The 15311-nt window shown below is 43.5% G+C and carries 14 protein-coding genes and 1 pseudogene; 8 read left to right on the forward strand and 7 right to left on the reverse strand.

What is annotated here, in order from left to right:
• Genes GJB62_RS00915 through GJB62_RS00925 form a run of 3 tightly spaced genes read right to left on the reverse strand, consistent with a single transcriptional unit; the run spans window position 1 to window position 1661 of the window.
• Window positions 1–447 (reverse strand): anti-sigma regulatory factor, encoded by a 447-nt coding sequence (locus tag GJB62_RS00915; RefSeq protein ID WP_245246060.1) that lies wholly within the window; start codon window positions 445–447, stop codon window positions 1–3.
• Window positions 386–799: an STAS domain-containing protein gene (locus tag GJB62_RS00920; RefSeq protein ID WP_114080146.1), complete on the reverse strand. Its 414-nt coding sequence runs from the start codon at window positions 797–799 to the stop codon at window positions 386–388. The genes GJB62_RS00915 and GJB62_RS00920 overlap by 62 nt, the downstream gene beginning before the upstream one ends.
• Window positions 800–809: 10 nt before the next feature.
• Window positions 810–1661 carry an STAS domain-containing protein gene (locus GJB62_RS00925; protein WP_114080145.1) on the reverse strand — a complete coding sequence of 284 codons (852 nt, stop codon included), beginning with the start codon at window positions 1659–1661 and terminating at the stop codon, window positions 810–812.
• A gap of 22 nt (window positions 1662–1683) precedes the next feature.
• Between GJB62_RS00925 and GJB62_RS00930 the strand changes: the two genes are divergently transcribed.
• The 6 genes from GJB62_RS00930 (at window position 1684) to GJB62_RS00955 (ending at window position 7932) form a co-directional block, all read left to right on the forward strand.
• Window positions 1684–1875 carry a hypothetical protein gene (locus tag GJB62_RS00930; protein ID WP_147262428.1) on the forward strand — a complete coding sequence of 64 codons (192 nt, stop codon included), beginning with the start codon at window positions 1684–1686 and terminating at the stop codon, window positions 1873–1875.
• Between the two features lie 104 nt (window positions 1876–1979).
• On the forward strand, window positions 1980–2948 hold the full coding sequence (locus GJB62_RS00935; RefSeq protein ID WP_114080144.1) for a DUF1822 family protein: 969 nt from the start codon (window positions 1980–1982) through the stop codon (window positions 2946–2948).
• A 180-nt stretch (window positions 2949–3128) separates the two neighbouring features.
• Window positions 3129–5465 carry a CHASE2 domain-containing protein gene (locus GJB62_RS00940; RefSeq protein ID WP_114080143.1) on the forward strand — a complete coding sequence of 779 codons (2337 nt, stop codon included), beginning with the start codon at window positions 3129–3131 and terminating at the stop codon, window positions 5463–5465.
• A 78-nt stretch (window positions 5466–5543) separates the two neighbouring features.
• Window positions 5544–5936: a hypothetical protein gene (locus GJB62_RS00945; RefSeq protein WP_209271462.1), complete on the forward strand. Its 393-nt coding sequence runs from the start codon at window positions 5544–5546 to the stop codon at window positions 5934–5936.
• A 33-nt stretch (window positions 5937–5969) separates the two neighbouring features.
• Window positions 5970–7442 (forward strand): IS66 family transposase, encoded by a 1473-nt coding sequence (locus GJB62_RS00950; RefSeq protein WP_159402428.1) that lies wholly within the window; start codon window positions 5970–5972, stop codon window positions 7440–7442.
• Between the two features lie 25 nt (window positions 7443–7467).
• Window positions 7468–7932 (forward strand): DUF928 domain-containing protein, encoded by a 465-nt coding sequence (locus tag GJB62_RS00955; protein ID WP_245246061.1) that lies wholly within the window; start codon window positions 7468–7470, stop codon window positions 7930–7932.
• 180 nt (window positions 7933–8112) lie between these two features.
• On the opposite strand, the gene GJB62_RS00960 is transcribed toward GJB62_RS00955, so the two are convergent.
• The 4 genes and pseudogenes from GJB62_RS00960 to GJB62_RS00975 all read right to left on the reverse strand — a co-directional run bounded on the left by GJB62_RS00960 (window position 8113) and on the right by GJB62_RS00975 (window position 10443).
• Entirely contained in the window at window positions 8113–9264 is a 1152-nt protein-coding gene (locus tag GJB62_RS00960) for an AI-2E family transporter (RefSeq protein WP_114080142.1), read from the reverse strand.
• Between the two features lie 90 nt (window positions 9265–9354).
• A complete protein-coding gene (locus GJB62_RS00965; protein ID WP_114080141.1) occupies window positions 9355–9546 on the reverse strand; it encodes a hypothetical protein in 192 nt (63 codons plus the stop codon).
• A gap of 119 nt (window positions 9547–9665) precedes the next feature.
• Window positions 9666–10231 (reverse strand): annotated as a pseudogene (locus GJB62_RS00970) (Uma2 family endonuclease).
• A 38-nt stretch (window positions 10232–10269) separates the two neighbouring features.
• Window positions 10270–10443 carry a hypothetical protein gene (locus GJB62_RS00975; protein WP_159402429.1) on the reverse strand — a complete coding sequence of 58 codons (174 nt, stop codon included), beginning with the start codon at window positions 10441–10443 and terminating at the stop codon, window positions 10270–10272.
• A 243-nt stretch (window positions 10444–10686) separates the two neighbouring features.
• Between GJB62_RS00975 and GJB62_RS00980 the strand changes: the two genes are divergently transcribed.
• Together GJB62_RS00980 and GJB62_RS00985 are read left to right on the forward strand one after the other, a co-directional pair.
• The gene (locus tag GJB62_RS00980; RefSeq protein ID WP_114080355.1) at window positions 10687–12486 is read left to right on the forward strand and encodes a ShlB/FhaC/HecB family hemolysin secretion/activation protein; all 1800 of its coding nucleotides are present in this window, start codon (window positions 10687–10689) and stop codon (window positions 12484–12486) included.
• Between the two features lie 275 nt (window positions 12487–12761).
• On the forward strand, window positions 12762–15254 hold the full coding sequence (locus GJB62_RS00985) for an S-layer family protein (protein WP_245246208.1): 2493 nt from the start codon (window positions 12762–12764) through the stop codon (window positions 15252–15254).
• Window positions 15255–15311 lie beyond the last annotated feature (57 nt).

The raw sequence follows: 15311 nt of genomic DNA on the forward strand, positions 1-15311 counted from the left end.
TTATTTCCATCGTACAATTATTACCCGTGTTCCTTCTCCCACCGCAGACTGAATTTCAAACTCGTTGGCGAGTCGTTTGGCACCGCTCAATCCCATACCCAATCCGCTACCCGTGGTGAACCCATCCTTCAGCGCCAGTTCAATATCGGGAATTCCCGGGCCCCCATCTTCAAAGGTCAGCCGGAGTCCTCGTCGTCTCTCTTCCTGAAGCGTTTCTAGTTTTACTGTGCCACCTCCCCCATAGTCTAGGGTATTGCGGGCTAACTCACTGGCAGCGGTGACAATTTTAGTTTGGTCTACTAAGCTAAAGCCAATTTCCACGGCCAGCTGGCGCACGGCTTGCCGAACTAAGACTACATCACCAGAAGATTGAATGTTGATTGTTTCAGTCTTCTGCATCGTCATCTGCACGCCATTGAGTGGCAATGACCTGATTTGTGGTTTCATTGAGTGACAATCGCAACAGTGCCATTCCCTTTTCTACATTTAAGGCAGTGCGAATGCCCGTCAGCGACAGCCCCAATTCCACCAGCGTAATTGCCACAGCAGGCTGCATCCCAACGACAACTGTTTGGGCATCCATCACCTGTGATATTTTGGCAATGTTGCCTAAAACCCTACCAATGAAGGAATCAACAATATCTAATGCAGAGATATCGATCAAGACACCATGAGCGTGAGTTTGAGTGATACGGTTGGTCAAGTCATCCTGTAGAGTCATGGCGAGGCGATCATACATATCCACTTGGATTGTCACCAGCAGGAAATCGCCCATTTTGAGTATAGGAATGCGTTCCATTGGTTCCTACCTATTTGGGTTGAGAGCGGGTAATGGTCGCTCCCAAACTTTTTAGCGCTGTGAGAAAGGCATCGGCTAAGGTTGCCTTGGTTGTGATATTAGTTAAATCAATGCCGAGATAAACGATCGTTTGGGCAATTTGAGGACGAATCCCACTGATCATACAATCGGCTCCCATGAGACGGGCAGCAGTAACGGTCTTGAGCAGATGTTGAGCGGTGAGGGTATCCACGGTAGGAACCCCGGTAATGTCAATAATGGCAATTTCTGACCCGGTTTCAACAATTTTCTGCAACAACGACTCCATCATCATTTGCGTGCGGGCACTATCCAGGGTGCCGATAATGGGTAATGCCAAAATTCCGTCCCAGAGTTTAATCACTGGAGTAGACAGCTCCATCAACTCTTCCTGCTGTCGCAAAATCACCTCTTCCCGCGCCTTTTGATACACTTCAATTGTCAGCAATCCCAGCTGATCCAGTAAGTTGGTGGCTAACCAAATCTCTTCACCCAACTCAATGGGGTCTTTCAATTGCTGACGCATTCGGTTGAAGAGGGGTTGCTTGAACGAAAAGACAAATGTAGCTGTTTCCGCCGGTGTGAAGCCTTTTTGCGATCGCGATCGAGAAATGCTGTTTAGTATCTCCCGCATATCTTGCCACACCCCTGCCTGAATATTGGTCAACTTGCCATGCCCAACGGCACTCCGAAACAAGCTCAGGAATTCCCGGCACTCCTCCTTTAGCTCGGCTTCTTTAATCAAGCCTTTCCGAATATTGACATTGGCTAACTCCTGAGTCCACTCTGACAGCAAGTCTGCCTCGAAGGTTTCCAGGATTTCTGGTATTTTACTTTCGCTCATTGTTCCTATAAGGACAACCACTTTGATTAGTCCAAAATCAGTGTATGCTGATTCAGACCAACGCGAAAGTCGTTCGTTGGCAGATGATATTAAACTAGCGATCGCTTTCTTTTGGTCTGGGGAAAGGAAAATTCAAGCCCTTTACCTTTCCCCTTTCCCCCAAAACCCGAAAAGTATTGAGTTCTTGCAGCGATCGCATTTTCCGCAATTCTGAATCCCTAATTAAATTTTTCTAATAATCATTCTCTATTTTGTGGCATAAATTTAGTGAATGCGGATGATATGTACATAGCAGCATTGATCACTAAAGATTGATTTATGAATAACTCCACCTATCAGCTAGACGATTTCGCTTTAACATTACCGATTCCCCAATTAGCTCGCATCACTGCCCAGGAATTTGCTAACCAACAGCCAAATTCGGAAAAAGCAGAGCAAGTTCGGCTGAATACGCTAGCTGTGTGGGTGGTGAATGACTACTTGGAAATGATGGATATTCCTACCAACCTCCAAGCTAGCGACAGCTGGAACCCCATCATGCGCCTCTGTGGAAATGTTGCTGACTTAGAATTGCCCTCAGTTGGCCGTCTAGAGTGTCGCCCTGTCCATCAACATCAACAGATATGTTCCATACCCCCAGAAACCTGGGAAGAACGGGTGGGTTATTTAGTAGTTCAATTTGATGAATTACTCCAAGAAGCAAGGCTGCTTGGTTTTATTGCTAGTGTCGCAACTGAAACACTGCCTTTAAAACAACTGCAACCATTGGAAGCATTTATCGACCACTTGGGAGAATTGCGTCAATCTCCAGTTAGTTCACTCGTGAATTTGAGTCAGTGGTTTACCGGTATATTTGAGGCAGGTTGGCAAACAATTGAATCTTTGTGGAACTTGCCGGAACTCAGACCAGTTTATGCCTTTCGTAGTACCGAAACTTTAGAACTAAATGCCCTCAATCAAGCAGAATCAATTACTAAACGGGCAAAACTAATTGATTTAGGTATCCAAATTCTTAACCAACCCGTTATGTTGATTGTGGAAATCAGCCCAGAAAAAGATCAACAAACCAGTATTCATCTGCAATTGCACGCCACTGGTAATCAAATCTACTTACCACCCGGAGTTCATCTCACCGTTCTAGATAGTTCAGGAGCTGTATTTCTAGATGCTCAATCGAGAAAATCAGACAACTACATTCAGTTACAGTTTCGCGGTGAACCTACAGAACAATTTAGTGTTAGGGTAGCCATTAATGATACTAGCATTACTGAGCATTTTCGGATTTAAAACATCCAGTTATTTTCCCTCTTGTCGGTAATTTATTAAGTGCTAATTGGTTAATTAAAAATTAAAAATTAAAAATTCAAGCCAGTTTTGGGGATTTTGAAAAAAGTCTGTAAAAGCTTGTGGAGCTTGTTATGAGACATTAGAACAGGGGATGATTTTGCACAGAGGGATAGTGAGGTCATGGGTAAGTTAGTGGTTCTGAAGTTCGGAGAGGGTAGTTTTGAGCAGGGATTTGCTGTCACCCTCCAAATTGGTGAAGAACATGAGCGGGCGGCAACAGAAATCACGGGGAAACTACCTTCATTTCCCGAAATGCCGCTTTATTATAGTCATTGGCAGTCTAGTTATCGGCAGATAGGCAATCGTTATCGTCTCCATGCTGACAAAATGCAGGTGACGAATGTCTCTATGATTCAAGACTGCGAAAACACTTCCCGTATCTTACGGGCCCGCTTTAATACCTGGTTGCGAGCAGAAGAATTTCGCCCTTTAAGGGAAAAATGGTTAGAAAGATTGTCGTCCGAAGAAGAAGTACGAGTAATTTTACAAACAGAAAATAGCCAATTACAGCTATTGCCTTGGCATCTGTGGGAGTTGTTAGAACGCTACCCCAAGGCTGAAATCGCTCTTTCTTCACCATCCTACGATCGCATTCACAAGCCACGCACAAAAAATCCATTAGTCAATATTTTGGCAATTGTGGGCAATAGTCAGGGGATTGATACTGAGGCCGATCAAGCTTTACTCCAACAGTGTGATAACGCAGAAGTCTGCTTTTTGGTCGAACCACAACGTAAAGAATTAACCGAGCATCTTTGGGGAAAAAACTGGGATATTCTCTTCTTTGCTGGGCACAGTTCCAGTAACAAAAATGGAGAAAGTGGACGAATTTACCTGAATAAGACTGATAGTCTGACCATTGGCGAATTAAAATATGCTCTGAAGAAAGCCATTGAGAACGGCTTGCAACTAGCTATCTTCAACTCCTGTGATGGATTAGGATTAGCGCGAGAATTGGCTGATTTGCAAATTCCTCAAATAATCGTCATGCGTGAACCAGTCCCAGACCAGGTTGCAAAGGAATTTTTAAAGTATTTTCTCCAAGGCTTTGCTGGTGGCGAGTCTTTATATCAAGCGGTACGCCAAGCACGGGAACGATTGCAAGGACTTGAGGATCGATTTCCCTGTGCAACTTGGCTACCAATGATTTGCCAAAATCCAGCGCAGATACCACCCACTTGGGATGAATTAAGGTCTCCAACAAAACCTAAAGATACACCGAATCTAGTTTTGTCTACCAAACGCAGATTGGCAACAACTTTGTTATCCAGTTTAGCGATTACAGGCTTGGTTTTTGCGGTGAGATGCGTAGGATGGCTAGAAAGTGTAGAAATTCCCGCCTTTGACCAGATGATGCGATCGCGCCCTGCGGAGCCACAAGATTCGCGTCTGCTGGTAATTGCAATTGATGATGACGATCTGGCAATTCAGCGACAAAATGGTGAGTCATTGATTGGAGCTTCCATTTCCGAAAAATCTCTTAACAAAGTATTGGCAAAACTGAATAAATATCAACCCCGCGCGATCGGCTTGGATATTTACCGTGATTTTCAAGCCAAACAACCAGATTTAATTACTCGTCTTCAAAAAACTCAGAATTTGGTTGGCGTATGTAAAGGAAGTGATAGCACAGCAAACATCACTGGTATTAAGCCAGCACCAGAAATCCCCACAACAAATCTGGGATTCAGTGACTTTATTCACGATTCTGATGGAGTTATCCGTCGCCATCTCCTGTTCATGAATCAGGAGCCGACATCGTTGTGTCCTGCTACCTTTGCATTCAGTCTACAACTAGCTTCCTTGTATCTGCGTCCTTCAGGAATTCAGCCAAAGTTCACCCCTGAAGGGAATTTGCAACTCGGTAAAACTATTTTTCCGAATCTGAAGTCTCGCACTGGCGGCTATCACGATATTGATGCTAATGGCGGTCAAATCTTACTTAACTACCGTTCTCCAAAACAGATAGTCCAACAGGTGAAACTTACCCAATTTTTAGCTAGTCCAATTAACCCCAGTGCTATTAAAGACAGAATTGTTTTGATTGGTGTGACAGCAAGGGGGGATTCTCCAGACACTTGGCCTACACCATACGGGGCTCCTTTAGATGAGCAAATGCCAGGAGTGTTAGTACAAGCCCACATGATCAGCCAGATCCTCAGTGCTGTGCAGGATGGGCGACCATTGCTGCGGGTTTGGTCGCTGTGGGTTGAGGTGGCCTGGATTTGGGTTTGGTCTTTGGTAGGAGGAGTTTTGGCTTGGCGAAAGCTTTCCTTACCTTGGTTGGCATTGGCAGTTAGCATTACCTCTGGTGTTCTCTATATAGTTTGCTTTGGTTTTTTAATTTCGGGTGCATGGGTGCCATTTATCCCGTCCATTTTGTCGCTAGTAGCCACGGTTAGCCTGCTGTCAATTTATAATTCAGCAACAAAAGTGCAGGTAGAGAATGGGCAATAGGGAAAGATTTTTTTGATTAAATTTTTGGATAAGCAGCAGATAAATCTACCAGGCTTACATAGTTCAAAAAGGGTTTTTATGAAGTCAAATTCACAACCGATAAAACTGTTTTTAGTAGTAGCTTTTAGCTGTACCAATTTATTAGTTAGCCTGACTCCAGTACTGGCAAAACCAAAGGTCGGTTCTTCAACTAGCGATGCTTACGGCGGTCTACGCCTACGCTCTGAAGCTAAAACAAGCCATACTAAATCCACATTTAATCAACCTGCAATTCCATCTGGCCCTCCTCCTGGAGGCCGCGTTCGTGGTGGAGCGAAGCGCAACATAAATGGATGCCAAACTACTAAACATGACCTGACTGCTTTAGTGTCCTTTACTCAGGAACCTAACTCAGTAATCAATGTCTGGGGAAAGACAACGCTAGAACACCCAAGTTGGTTTTTCGTAAGGATTCAGGTGCTGGGGTATTGACAAGTGTGGTAGGGGAAGCAGAATATAGCAATTATGGAAAAAAACCTGCCACTAAAACTAGACACTGAAACCCTAAAACAGTTGGAGAAAGAGCAACTGGTAGAGATGCTTATGGAGCAGGCAAAAGCTATAGAACAGCTAAAATCCAGAGTAATAGAACTAGAATCTGTAATAGAGAAACTCAAAGTTAGTAGAGACTTAGACAGCACAACATCATCAAAACCACCGTCGGCAGACATCCTCAAAAAAACCGAGAAAAAACTTGAAGATGAAGCAGGGGAGAGTGAAACGCCAAAACGGAAACCAGGAGGACAGCCAGGACATCGGGGAAAAACGAGAAAGGGTTTTGGGAGAGTAGATAGGTTTGAGATATTAAGACCGCAAGTGTGTTTTTGTTGTGGTCAAAAGGAATTCAGTAACGAACCAATAAAAATAGAAACCCAGCAAGTAGCACAGTTGGTAGAAAGACCTATCGAAATCGTAGAATATCAAAGACATACCTGTATTTGCAGCGAGTGTGGGTCAAAACAAACAGCAGACTGGTCGCCAGAAATAGTACCGGGACAAGATATAGGAATCAGACTGCAAGCTTTCTTGGGATGGATAAATAATTACGGGCATTTACCATACGAGAAACAACAAGAATTGTTGTGGGAACTGGGTGAAATAGAAATTGGAGTCGGGACTTTAGTAGCCACAAATGAACGAATAGATGGTGCCGTAGCTCAAAGTATTGACAACCTTAAAGAGTGGATAAAACAAACCCAGCCGAATATCCATTCGGATGAAACACCTTGGGTAATCAAAGGGGTAAAAGAATGGTTATGGATTTTTGCCAATACCGATTTCGCTTTATTTCATGCGGCTGATACTCGTTCTCGCGCCGAATTAGAGGCAATTTTGGGTTCAAGTTACTCTGGTGTACTCAGTTCTGATGACTTTAGTGCTTATAACGGTTATCCGGTGAAAGCCCAACAGAAATGTCAGGCGCATTTACGCCGTCACTTCAAGAAACTCATCTTAATTCCTGGCTTGAATAACAAAGAGATTGGGTCAGCATTTGTCAGCCTGATAGATGAAGGTTTTAAAAACTATGCTCTCTTCCAACAAACTAAAAACATTGATGAGTTCTGGAGTTGGGCATCCGAGTTTAAAATAAAAGTTGAATCTTCCATTCATTCATGGATTGATAAAGCTGGAGGAGAAGCTGGTAAACTTTTACGCTCCTTACGTAATAAAGCTCATCAATGGTGGTATTTCTTAGACCACCCGGACATACCCCCTGATAATAATTTAGCAGAACGAACATTACGTTTAGCAGTCACAAAACGAAAAGTCAGTGGTGGTTCTCGTTCTATGAAGCGATTCCAAGATACTGCTAATTTATTGACTGTTATACAAACTTGTCGCCGTCAAGGACGCTCTGTAATTGAGTTTTTTGACCAAGCTATCAAAGCGATGGTTAACTCTTCTGTGCAGACCCCTTCTTTAATTCCTCTCGTTTAGACCTGAATCCTTACGGTTTTTCTATGTGCCATATACTAAAGATTTTCCTTATGCAGTTGAATTTGTGCTGCAAGATCAAGACTCTAACGAGATTTATAAAAAACCGATCGTTCTACCAGAGAAAGCAGGAGTCATCAGTGTGTCTCTACCTACCACTTCTCCTGGCTTGGCACTAAACAAACAATATCGCTGGTTTTTCACCATTAGCTGTAACGAGGAAAAGAATTCCCCCCCGACTTACGTCGAAGGGGTAATACAAAGAGTAGAACTCAATCCCGCCGTAGTTAAAGAGCTAGAAACGACAGAACTTTTGAAGCGCTATGTTATCTATGCCCAAAACGGGATATGGTACGACGCACTTAACACACTGGCTCAACTGCGCCAGAAAAATCCTAAAGATGCAAAATTACAAACAGAGTGGCAGAATTTGTTAGGCAGCATCAATTTAGATGATATTGCAGCAGAACCGATTTTTTGGGAGCAACCTTAGACTAAGAAACACATTTTCAGAGCAACTAAGTAGTTAGCCATAATTCAACATAAAATAAAATCCTAGTTGGTAGTGAGTGGTTTATCGCTCACTACCAACTAGGATTACTAGGACTAAATTACTAGAAACTTTAATTAATTTCTTTCTAGCTACTTGCCTTTATCCAAAATCCAAAATTGATTAATCTTCTTTTTGTAAAATATCATCATCAATCCCTTTCTTCCGATTAACATCAGGACTATCTGCTGTCCAATAGTCCTCTACTTCAGGAGATTCAGAAACCATCACAAACTCAGTCTCTTTTCTATGGTTATTTCCCCATTCATCTAAAACATCTTTAATTAACACTTCTTGCAACCAAATCTTAGCCACAACAGTCAGGGGTAGTGCTAGAAATAGTCCTAAAAAGCCAAAGAAAGTTACGAAAAATAGTTGGGCAATTAAGGTTATGGCGGGCAGCAACGAAACTTGCTGTGCCATCACAATGGGTGTGATGAAATTACTCTCAACCTGTTGAATGATAAAGTAGAGGATCAAGACAGCGATCGCTTTCCAAGGTTCATCTAAGAAAGCGATCGCCATTGCTGGGATTACACTCATTGTTGGGCCCAGGTTGGGAATCAAGTTAAAAAATCCCGCTAAAACCGCTAAAGCTAGTGCTGCCTTGACATGCAAAATTGATAAGCCAATGAGACTCATCAGCCCTACTACAAAGATGGCAATGAAAGCGCCTGTAATCCATCCTTCCAAAGAGACTTCACATTTATCTAAAATCCCATCTACCCGTCGCCGATAAAATGAGGGGAAAAGCCGCACAAATACTTTCCGGTAGGCCAGGGGATCGGCTAACATCATTCCTGTTAAAACCAACACTAGCAAAATCTTGAGGACGACTTCTAAAGAGCCAGATACAAAAGCAAAGGAGTTTCCCAGTAATCGATTGGCGAAGGGCTGTACTTGTTGGATGAGACTATTGATATCTGGGATATAAGGAACTAGCTGGTCAGGAATACGAGTTCTCAGAGCATCAAGCCAACTATTAAAGCGCCCAAACCCTTTAGGAACCTGATAGGTTAGTTCTTGAAACTGCTGTGCAAATGGTGGGACAATAAGCCAGAAAAAACCCACAATGCCTGCGAAAAAGATCGCTACTGCCAGGAGAACGGCGAATCCACGCTTCATCCCAAAGCGTTGAAAGCGTTTTGCTAGCCGATTCAAAGTTGTGGCTAACACAACTGCGGCAAACATGAGCAAAAGCACTTCCCGAATTTGCCACAGGATGTATAAAGAAAGAACTATGGCGATTAAGCCGATCCATTGACCGAGGTTCACAGGCTAACTCCCAACGGTTGGCGAGATGCAGTTTTGTTGTAATTCAGCTAGGTTAGCTGATTTTAGTCACTTGTGCGTAGATCGTTTAAGTTAATTTTGTTTCTGTGCTTGAAATCGCCACAGTAGCGCGATCGCTATAATCACAATCGGCAACAATACTATAATTAGCGCGTTGGTTCCTGTCGCCGGAATTGATAGACTTGGCCCCACATACTTAATTAATAATGATAACAAAGCCGATAGTAAAAGCAGTTTCAGAACAAATCCTAGTTGATTTCCCATAAAAGTACGGCATAAAATTTTTTGTGGTACATACGAGTTTGCGCTGTACCGTTCAGTTTCTACAATAAACCTACAGATACAATCCTTTCCAACTTTCTTTAGGAAATTCGTTCGCTTTTTTACGTCAAACTCAACCAGCCAAAAATTTGTTCTACAGTCAGTTCCAACTCGATACCCTCTAGGATGGGTAATTTATCTGCACCTTCGTATAATTCCACCCTCTGTCCAGGAAACACCCCCAGCACACTTTCCTTTCGTCTTCGGGGTTGATTAACCAGCTTAATTCATTACCATTGCGCGAACAAAGCAATAATTTACTCAACACTTTTTTTAACTTTTGGTCTGGGGAAAGAATTTCAATTGCCCAGTCGGGATGAATTTCAAAACGATTAGCAATTCTGCCAGATGGAGTTTTAGAAATTCTATCCCAACGAAACACAGACACATCAGGGATGATAGAAGCACCGCCAAAGGTACAGCGTAGTTCTGAAAAAGCGATAGCAATTTTCTGCCTTTTAGCTATACCGTTAATTGTTTCACAAAGAGTAACCTCAAGTAAGCTATGTTCACCTTCAGGCATGGGTTTTTGAATAACTTTCCCGTTGATAAAGTCTGATGCTGGCTCAGTTTCTGACAGTTTGAGGAACTCATCTAAAGTTAGTTGGGGTTGAGTTGCGATCGCCATCAGCAAATAGCATAGAGGGGATGGTTTAATTATGTGCCTTAGCGATCGCCTAGATGATTCACTAAATTAAATTGTCTCTTTGCTTTATACTCTTGACAAAAAACAGTATTTACGCTGATGATGGCTGTAAAAAATACAGCCATTATAAATAGTGGTACATCGCTTGTTACACCAAAGTATCGGGGATGAACTGAATGTAAAGAAGGAATCATTGAAGAAAAATTCAGAAGTTAGATTCAGGAGCCAAGCCAGAGACGTTTCCGTTACTCCGGTCAAATCGAGACCACTAAATCTGCCTATTTAGCGTGGGTCTTAAACCTCTCTATTCAGAGGATGGCGGACTTGCTACTGCTTCTTTGGTCAGAAAAAACAACTGAATTCTGGCCAAAGAAGACATCCGGCTCCCCTCCTGACTCCTGAATTCTTATTTAGTAAATTTAAGGAGAAGGGTGCCAGTGAAACAAGTCGTTACAGAGAACTCTATTATTAGTTCAGTATTTTCTAAGCAACAAATATTAAACAAGCCTGTAAGTATAATCTCTGGACTACGACCTCTGGCATTCGGCTTTGTTTTAGCAGCAGTATTATCTAATTATCAGCAGGTCATTGCCCAAACTCCAAATCCTGACACCCTACCACCCGGTCGGTTAGAAGAAGTTCCGGTAACACCCTTACCCACTGACGTGTTGCCACCAACAGATAACAATCAATTAGTCCCTTTGCCCACAATACCAGATGAGTCAATTCCAAATCAGGATGACTCTAACGCGAAATTTCGGGTAGAGCGGATTGAAATTGTTGGTAGTACAGTTTTCAAACCAGAGGATTTTGCCAAGATTACCAATCCCTTTGTCGGCAAAGAAGTGACATTTGCAGAATTATTGCAAATCAAAGATGCGATCGCTAAGCTTTATATTGATAACGGTTATGTAACCACAGGTGCATTGATTACACCGCAGACACTAGAAGCAGGAACAGTAAAGATTCAGGTAATCGAAGGTAGTCTGCAAGAAATCAAAATCATTGGTAACAGACGATTACGTAGTCAATACATTCGCGATCGCATTCAACTTGGTGCTGGTAAACCCTTGAACATACCCCGCCTCCTAGAAAAACTCCAACTACTCCGCCTCGATCCACGCATCCAAAACCTCTCAGCCGAATTACAAACAGGCGTACATCCGGGAAGCAATGTATTGCAAGTTGAGGTTGAAGAAGCAGACACTTTTAAACTGACGGCCAGCCTAGATAATGGGCGATCGCCAAGTGTGGGTAGTTTTCGCCGGGGAGTGGATCTGCAAGAAGCCAATTTATTGGGTTTGGGCGATACTCTGAGTGTAGGATACGCCAATACTGATGGCAGTAATAGCATTAATGCCAATTACACCTTACCGATTAATGCCCACAATGGCACTATCTCCTTTGGCTTTAGCCAGGGATGGAACCATGTTATTGAAGAACCATTTAGCGTCCTTGATATCCAATCAGATTCTCAGTCTTATGAATTAGGATATCGCCAACCACTGGTGCAAAAACCAACCCAAGAGTTGGCAGTTGGGCTGTCATTTTCGCGCCAATCAAGCCAAACTGAGTTGGGTATTGATAATATTGGGCCGTTTCGCCTCTCACCAGGTGCAGATGAGAACGGAAAAACGAATATTTCGGCTTTGCGGTTTTTTCAAGAATATACCCAGCGAAGTAACCACTATGTCTTTGCGGCGCGATCGCAATTGAGCTTTGGGGTAGATTGGTTTGATGCCAATGTCAGTGAGAATGAACCAGATAGCCGCTTTTTCGCGTGGCGGGGACAGGCGCAGTGGGTACGACAATTAGCACCAGACACATTATTTTTAGTTAGGGGCGATTTCCAATTAGCGGCAGATTCATTGGTGCCTTTAGAGCAATTTGGTCTTGGTGGACAACTAAGTGTCCGGGGCTATCGCCAAGACGCATTACTTACAGATAATGGTCTGTTGTTTTCGGCAGAATTTCGAGTCCCAATTGTCCGCGCCAATAAGATTAACGGAGTGCTGCAACTTACACCCTTCATTGATGTGGGTAAAGGTTGGAACGTCAACGGCGAAAATCCATCGCCCAGCACCCTTGTGAGTACAGGGTTGGGGCTATTGTGGAAACAGGGTGATGACTTATCGGCTCGCCTCGATTGGGGTATTCCTTTAATCTCGGTGGATGGTGAAAAGCGATCGCTCCAAGAAAATGGTTTGTACTTCTCACTCCGTTATTCGCCATTTTGACCTGGATTTTTCACTTGTGATAAATCAAGGAGTGTGGGAGGTGTGGGAGGTTGGGAGGTGTGGGAGGTGTGGGAGGATGGGGAAGAAGTCTTACCCCCCACACTCCCCACACTCCTCTTCTCCCTCTGCCTACAGTATCGTGAGAAATCCGGGTTTGAGGCGATGTTTCAAAACTATACCGTTTTGGGCAACCTAAAATGCAAGGTATAAATAAAGGCTTGGCAATGAGTACGACCTCTATTTGGTTGGTTCTGTGCGCTGGAATAGTGCCGTTGATGGTAATGCCTGTGAGTGCCCAGGTAATTCCTGATAGCACTTTAAATACTGCTGTCTCTCAAAGTGGCGATAACTTTACCATCACCAACGGTAATCGAGTTGGTAACAATTTATTCCACAGCTTCAGCCAATTTTCAGTTCCTAGCAACGGCTCGGCTTTTTTCAACAATGCCGCAGATGTGCAAAATATTTTTTCTCGCGTTACTGGAGGCAGTGTTTCCAACATTGATGGTTTAATTAAAGCCAATGGTAGCGCTAATCTGTTTTTGCTCAATCCCAGTGGAATTATCTTTGGAGCGAATGCCCAACTTAATATTGGCGGTTCCTTTTTTGGGACAACTGCTGAGAGCATTAAATTTAGCGATGGTGCTGAATTTAGCGCAATTAGTCCCCAAAAGGCTCCATTGTTAACGATGAATGTTCCCATTGGTTTGCAATTTGGTAGTAATCCAGGTGCGTTGGCGCAGCCCGCCGCAGGCATCGCTGTTCAAGGGTCAGGACACAATGCTCAATTAGGCGAATCACTTCAGGTTTCTGGATTAAACCTCGGTACGAGAGGATTACACTTGCAATCTGGAAAGATGCTGGCATTGCTGGGTGGGAATGTTGCCTTAGATGGAGGATTGCTCTCTGCACCAGGAGGGCAAATAGAACTGGGTAGCATCACCAACGGCAGCGTCGCGCTCAATTCCATCCCTGAAGGATTTGCGCTGAGTTATCCTAATGCTTCGAGTTTTGGCGATATTCAGATAACCCAACGAGCTTTAGCATCTACACGCGATCTCAGTGGGCAAAGGGGAGGAACCATCCAAATTCAGGGTAAACAGGTCAGCATCCGAGATGGTTCACTGATATTAGTGCAAAATCGCAGCAACCAAACTGCTGGTGATATTGCAATCAATGCCACAGAGTCCCTCCAGATTATCGGCAAGTCTCCTGATTTTAAAAGTTCCAGCAGTTTAATTAATGAAACTATATCCCCAGGTGCAGCAGGGAATATTATCATTACCACCCCACAGCTGAATATTGACGGGGGTGGGTATATCTTAAACCGTACCTTTAGCACAGCACCGGGTGGCAATATTGCAATCAATACTGATGAAATGCGGGTGAATGGTTTTGCATTTGGCGATCCTAATGCTTTTCGAGCAGTCAGCCAGATATTAGCTGCTTCTTATGGCACTGGGAAAGGTGGAAATGTTGACATCTCTACTCAAAACCTGTCTATTTTAGCTGGCGGCAATATAGCAGCAAGACCCTACGCTTCAGGTAATGGCGGCGATCTCATCGTCAAGGCAGATACAATTCAGGTGACAAATGAGGGAGCGCCAAAGGGTTTGTATTTTAGTCTGTTGTCTACTGCCACATTCGGGCGTGGTAATGCAGGGAATTTGAAAATCGATACCCGCAAGCTGTCGGTTCAAGCTGGCGGCAGAGTGTCAGCTTCTAGCATAGTTTTAGGAAATGCGGGTTCACTGACTATCAATGCGTCTGAATCGATTGATGTGAATGGTGTAAAAGATGCAGAAAATCCCAGCTATATTGGTACAGCTGTTCGTCCTGTTTTTGGATTTTCCAGCGCTACTTCAGGTAACACCACGATTAACACCCCACTTCTTAACATCAGTAATGGTGCAACAGTTTTTGTCCAAAACCTTGGCTCCGGTAAAGCTGGTACTCTAAACATTCAGGCGAACACCCTACGACTCGATAATGGAGCCAGTATTTCAGCATCCACAAAAGCTGGCGGTGGTGGTAACACTAATTTACAACTGCGGGATCTACTACTGATGCGTCATGGTAGCTTTATCAGTGCAGAAGCAGGGGGCAGTGGTAATGGTGGCAATATCACGCTTAATGCTCCGAACATCGTGGGTTTAGAAAACAGTGACATTATTGCCAATGCAGTCCAAGGAAAAGGTGGCAATATTCAAATCACTACCCAAGGAATTATTGGATTGAAATATCGTCCTCAACTGACTCCCGAAAACGACATCACTGCCAGTTCCCAGTTTGGAGTCAACGGTACGGTTCAAGTTAATAATATTGGTGTCGATCCCAATTCTGGCTTAGTGGAACTACCAGCGAATGTCACTGATTCATCACAGCAAATAGCTAGTGGTTGTTCTCTAAACCAAGGCAGTCGATTTATCGTAACGGGACGGGGTGGTGTCCCGCAAAATCCAAATCAAGAAGTGACGAGCGATCGCACTTGGTCTGATATCCGCGATATCTCTGCATACCGTAAAACTGGCGAAATCACAACACAAACCCCTGTATCCTCAGAGCTTCTTGTCCAAGCCACAGGTTGGAGACGCAATGCTCAAGGCAAAATCGAGTTAGTTGCAAATCAATCTTCTACTAAAATGCAACCATCTTTAAACTGTGCGGTACTTCCTAAGAAAAATTTAGGTCAAAGCCCCGACTTTTTTAAAAATTCGGCGATCGCGCAGCCATCAATTGTTCCCGATCTATATACATCGAAATTATAGAGTTAGGGAGGATAAGTAAACTTATCCTTTAAATCCTTATACTGTGAGAAATTTTTA

Origin of the sequence: Nostoc sp. ATCC 53789, from assembly GCF_009873495.1 — a bacterium.
Taxonomy (GTDB): domain Bacteria; phylum Cyanobacteriota; class Cyanobacteriia; order Cyanobacteriales; family Nostocaceae; genus Nostoc; species Nostoc muscorum_A.

Bases quoted from the DNA above. Each gene is read 5' to 3' on its own strand.
- GJB62_RS00950 (WP_159402428.1), top strand. From the start codon at position 5,970: ATGGAAAAAAACCTGCCACTAAAACTAGACACTGAAACCCTAAAACAG.
- GJB62_RS00925 (WP_114080145.1), bottom strand. From the start codon at position 1,661: ATGAGCGAAAGTAAAATACCAGAAATCCTGGAAACCTTCGAGGCAGAC.
- GJB62_RS00920 (WP_114080146.1), bottom strand. From the start codon at position 799: ATGGAACGCATTCCTATACTCAAAATGGGCGATTTCCTGCTGGTGACA.
- GJB62_RS00940 (WP_114080143.1), top strand. From the start codon at position 3,129: ATGGGTAAGTTAGTGGTTCTGAAGTTCGGAGAGGGTAGTTTTGAGCAG.
- GJB62_RS00985 (WP_245246208.1), top strand. From the start codon at position 12,762: ATGGTAATGCCTGTGAGTGCCCAGGTAATTCCTGATAGCACTTTAAAT.
- GJB62_RS00965 (WP_114080141.1), bottom strand. From the start codon at position 9,546: ATGGGAAATCAACTAGGATTTGTTCTGAAACTGCTTTTACTATCGGCT.
- GJB62_RS00915 (WP_245246060.1), bottom strand. From the start codon at position 447: ATGAAACCACAAATCAGGTCATTGCCACTCAATGGCGTGCAGATGACG.
- GJB62_RS00945 (WP_209271462.1), top strand. From the start codon at position 5,544: ATGAAGTCAAATTCACAACCGATAAAACTGTTTTTAGTAGTAGCTTTT.
- GJB62_RS00935 (WP_114080144.1), top strand. From the start codon at position 1,980: ATGAATAACTCCACCTATCAGCTAGACGATTTCGCTTTAACATTACCG.
- GJB62_RS00975 (WP_159402429.1), bottom strand. From the start codon at position 10,443: ATGATTCCTTCTTTACATTCAGTTCATCCCCGATACTTTGGTGTAACA.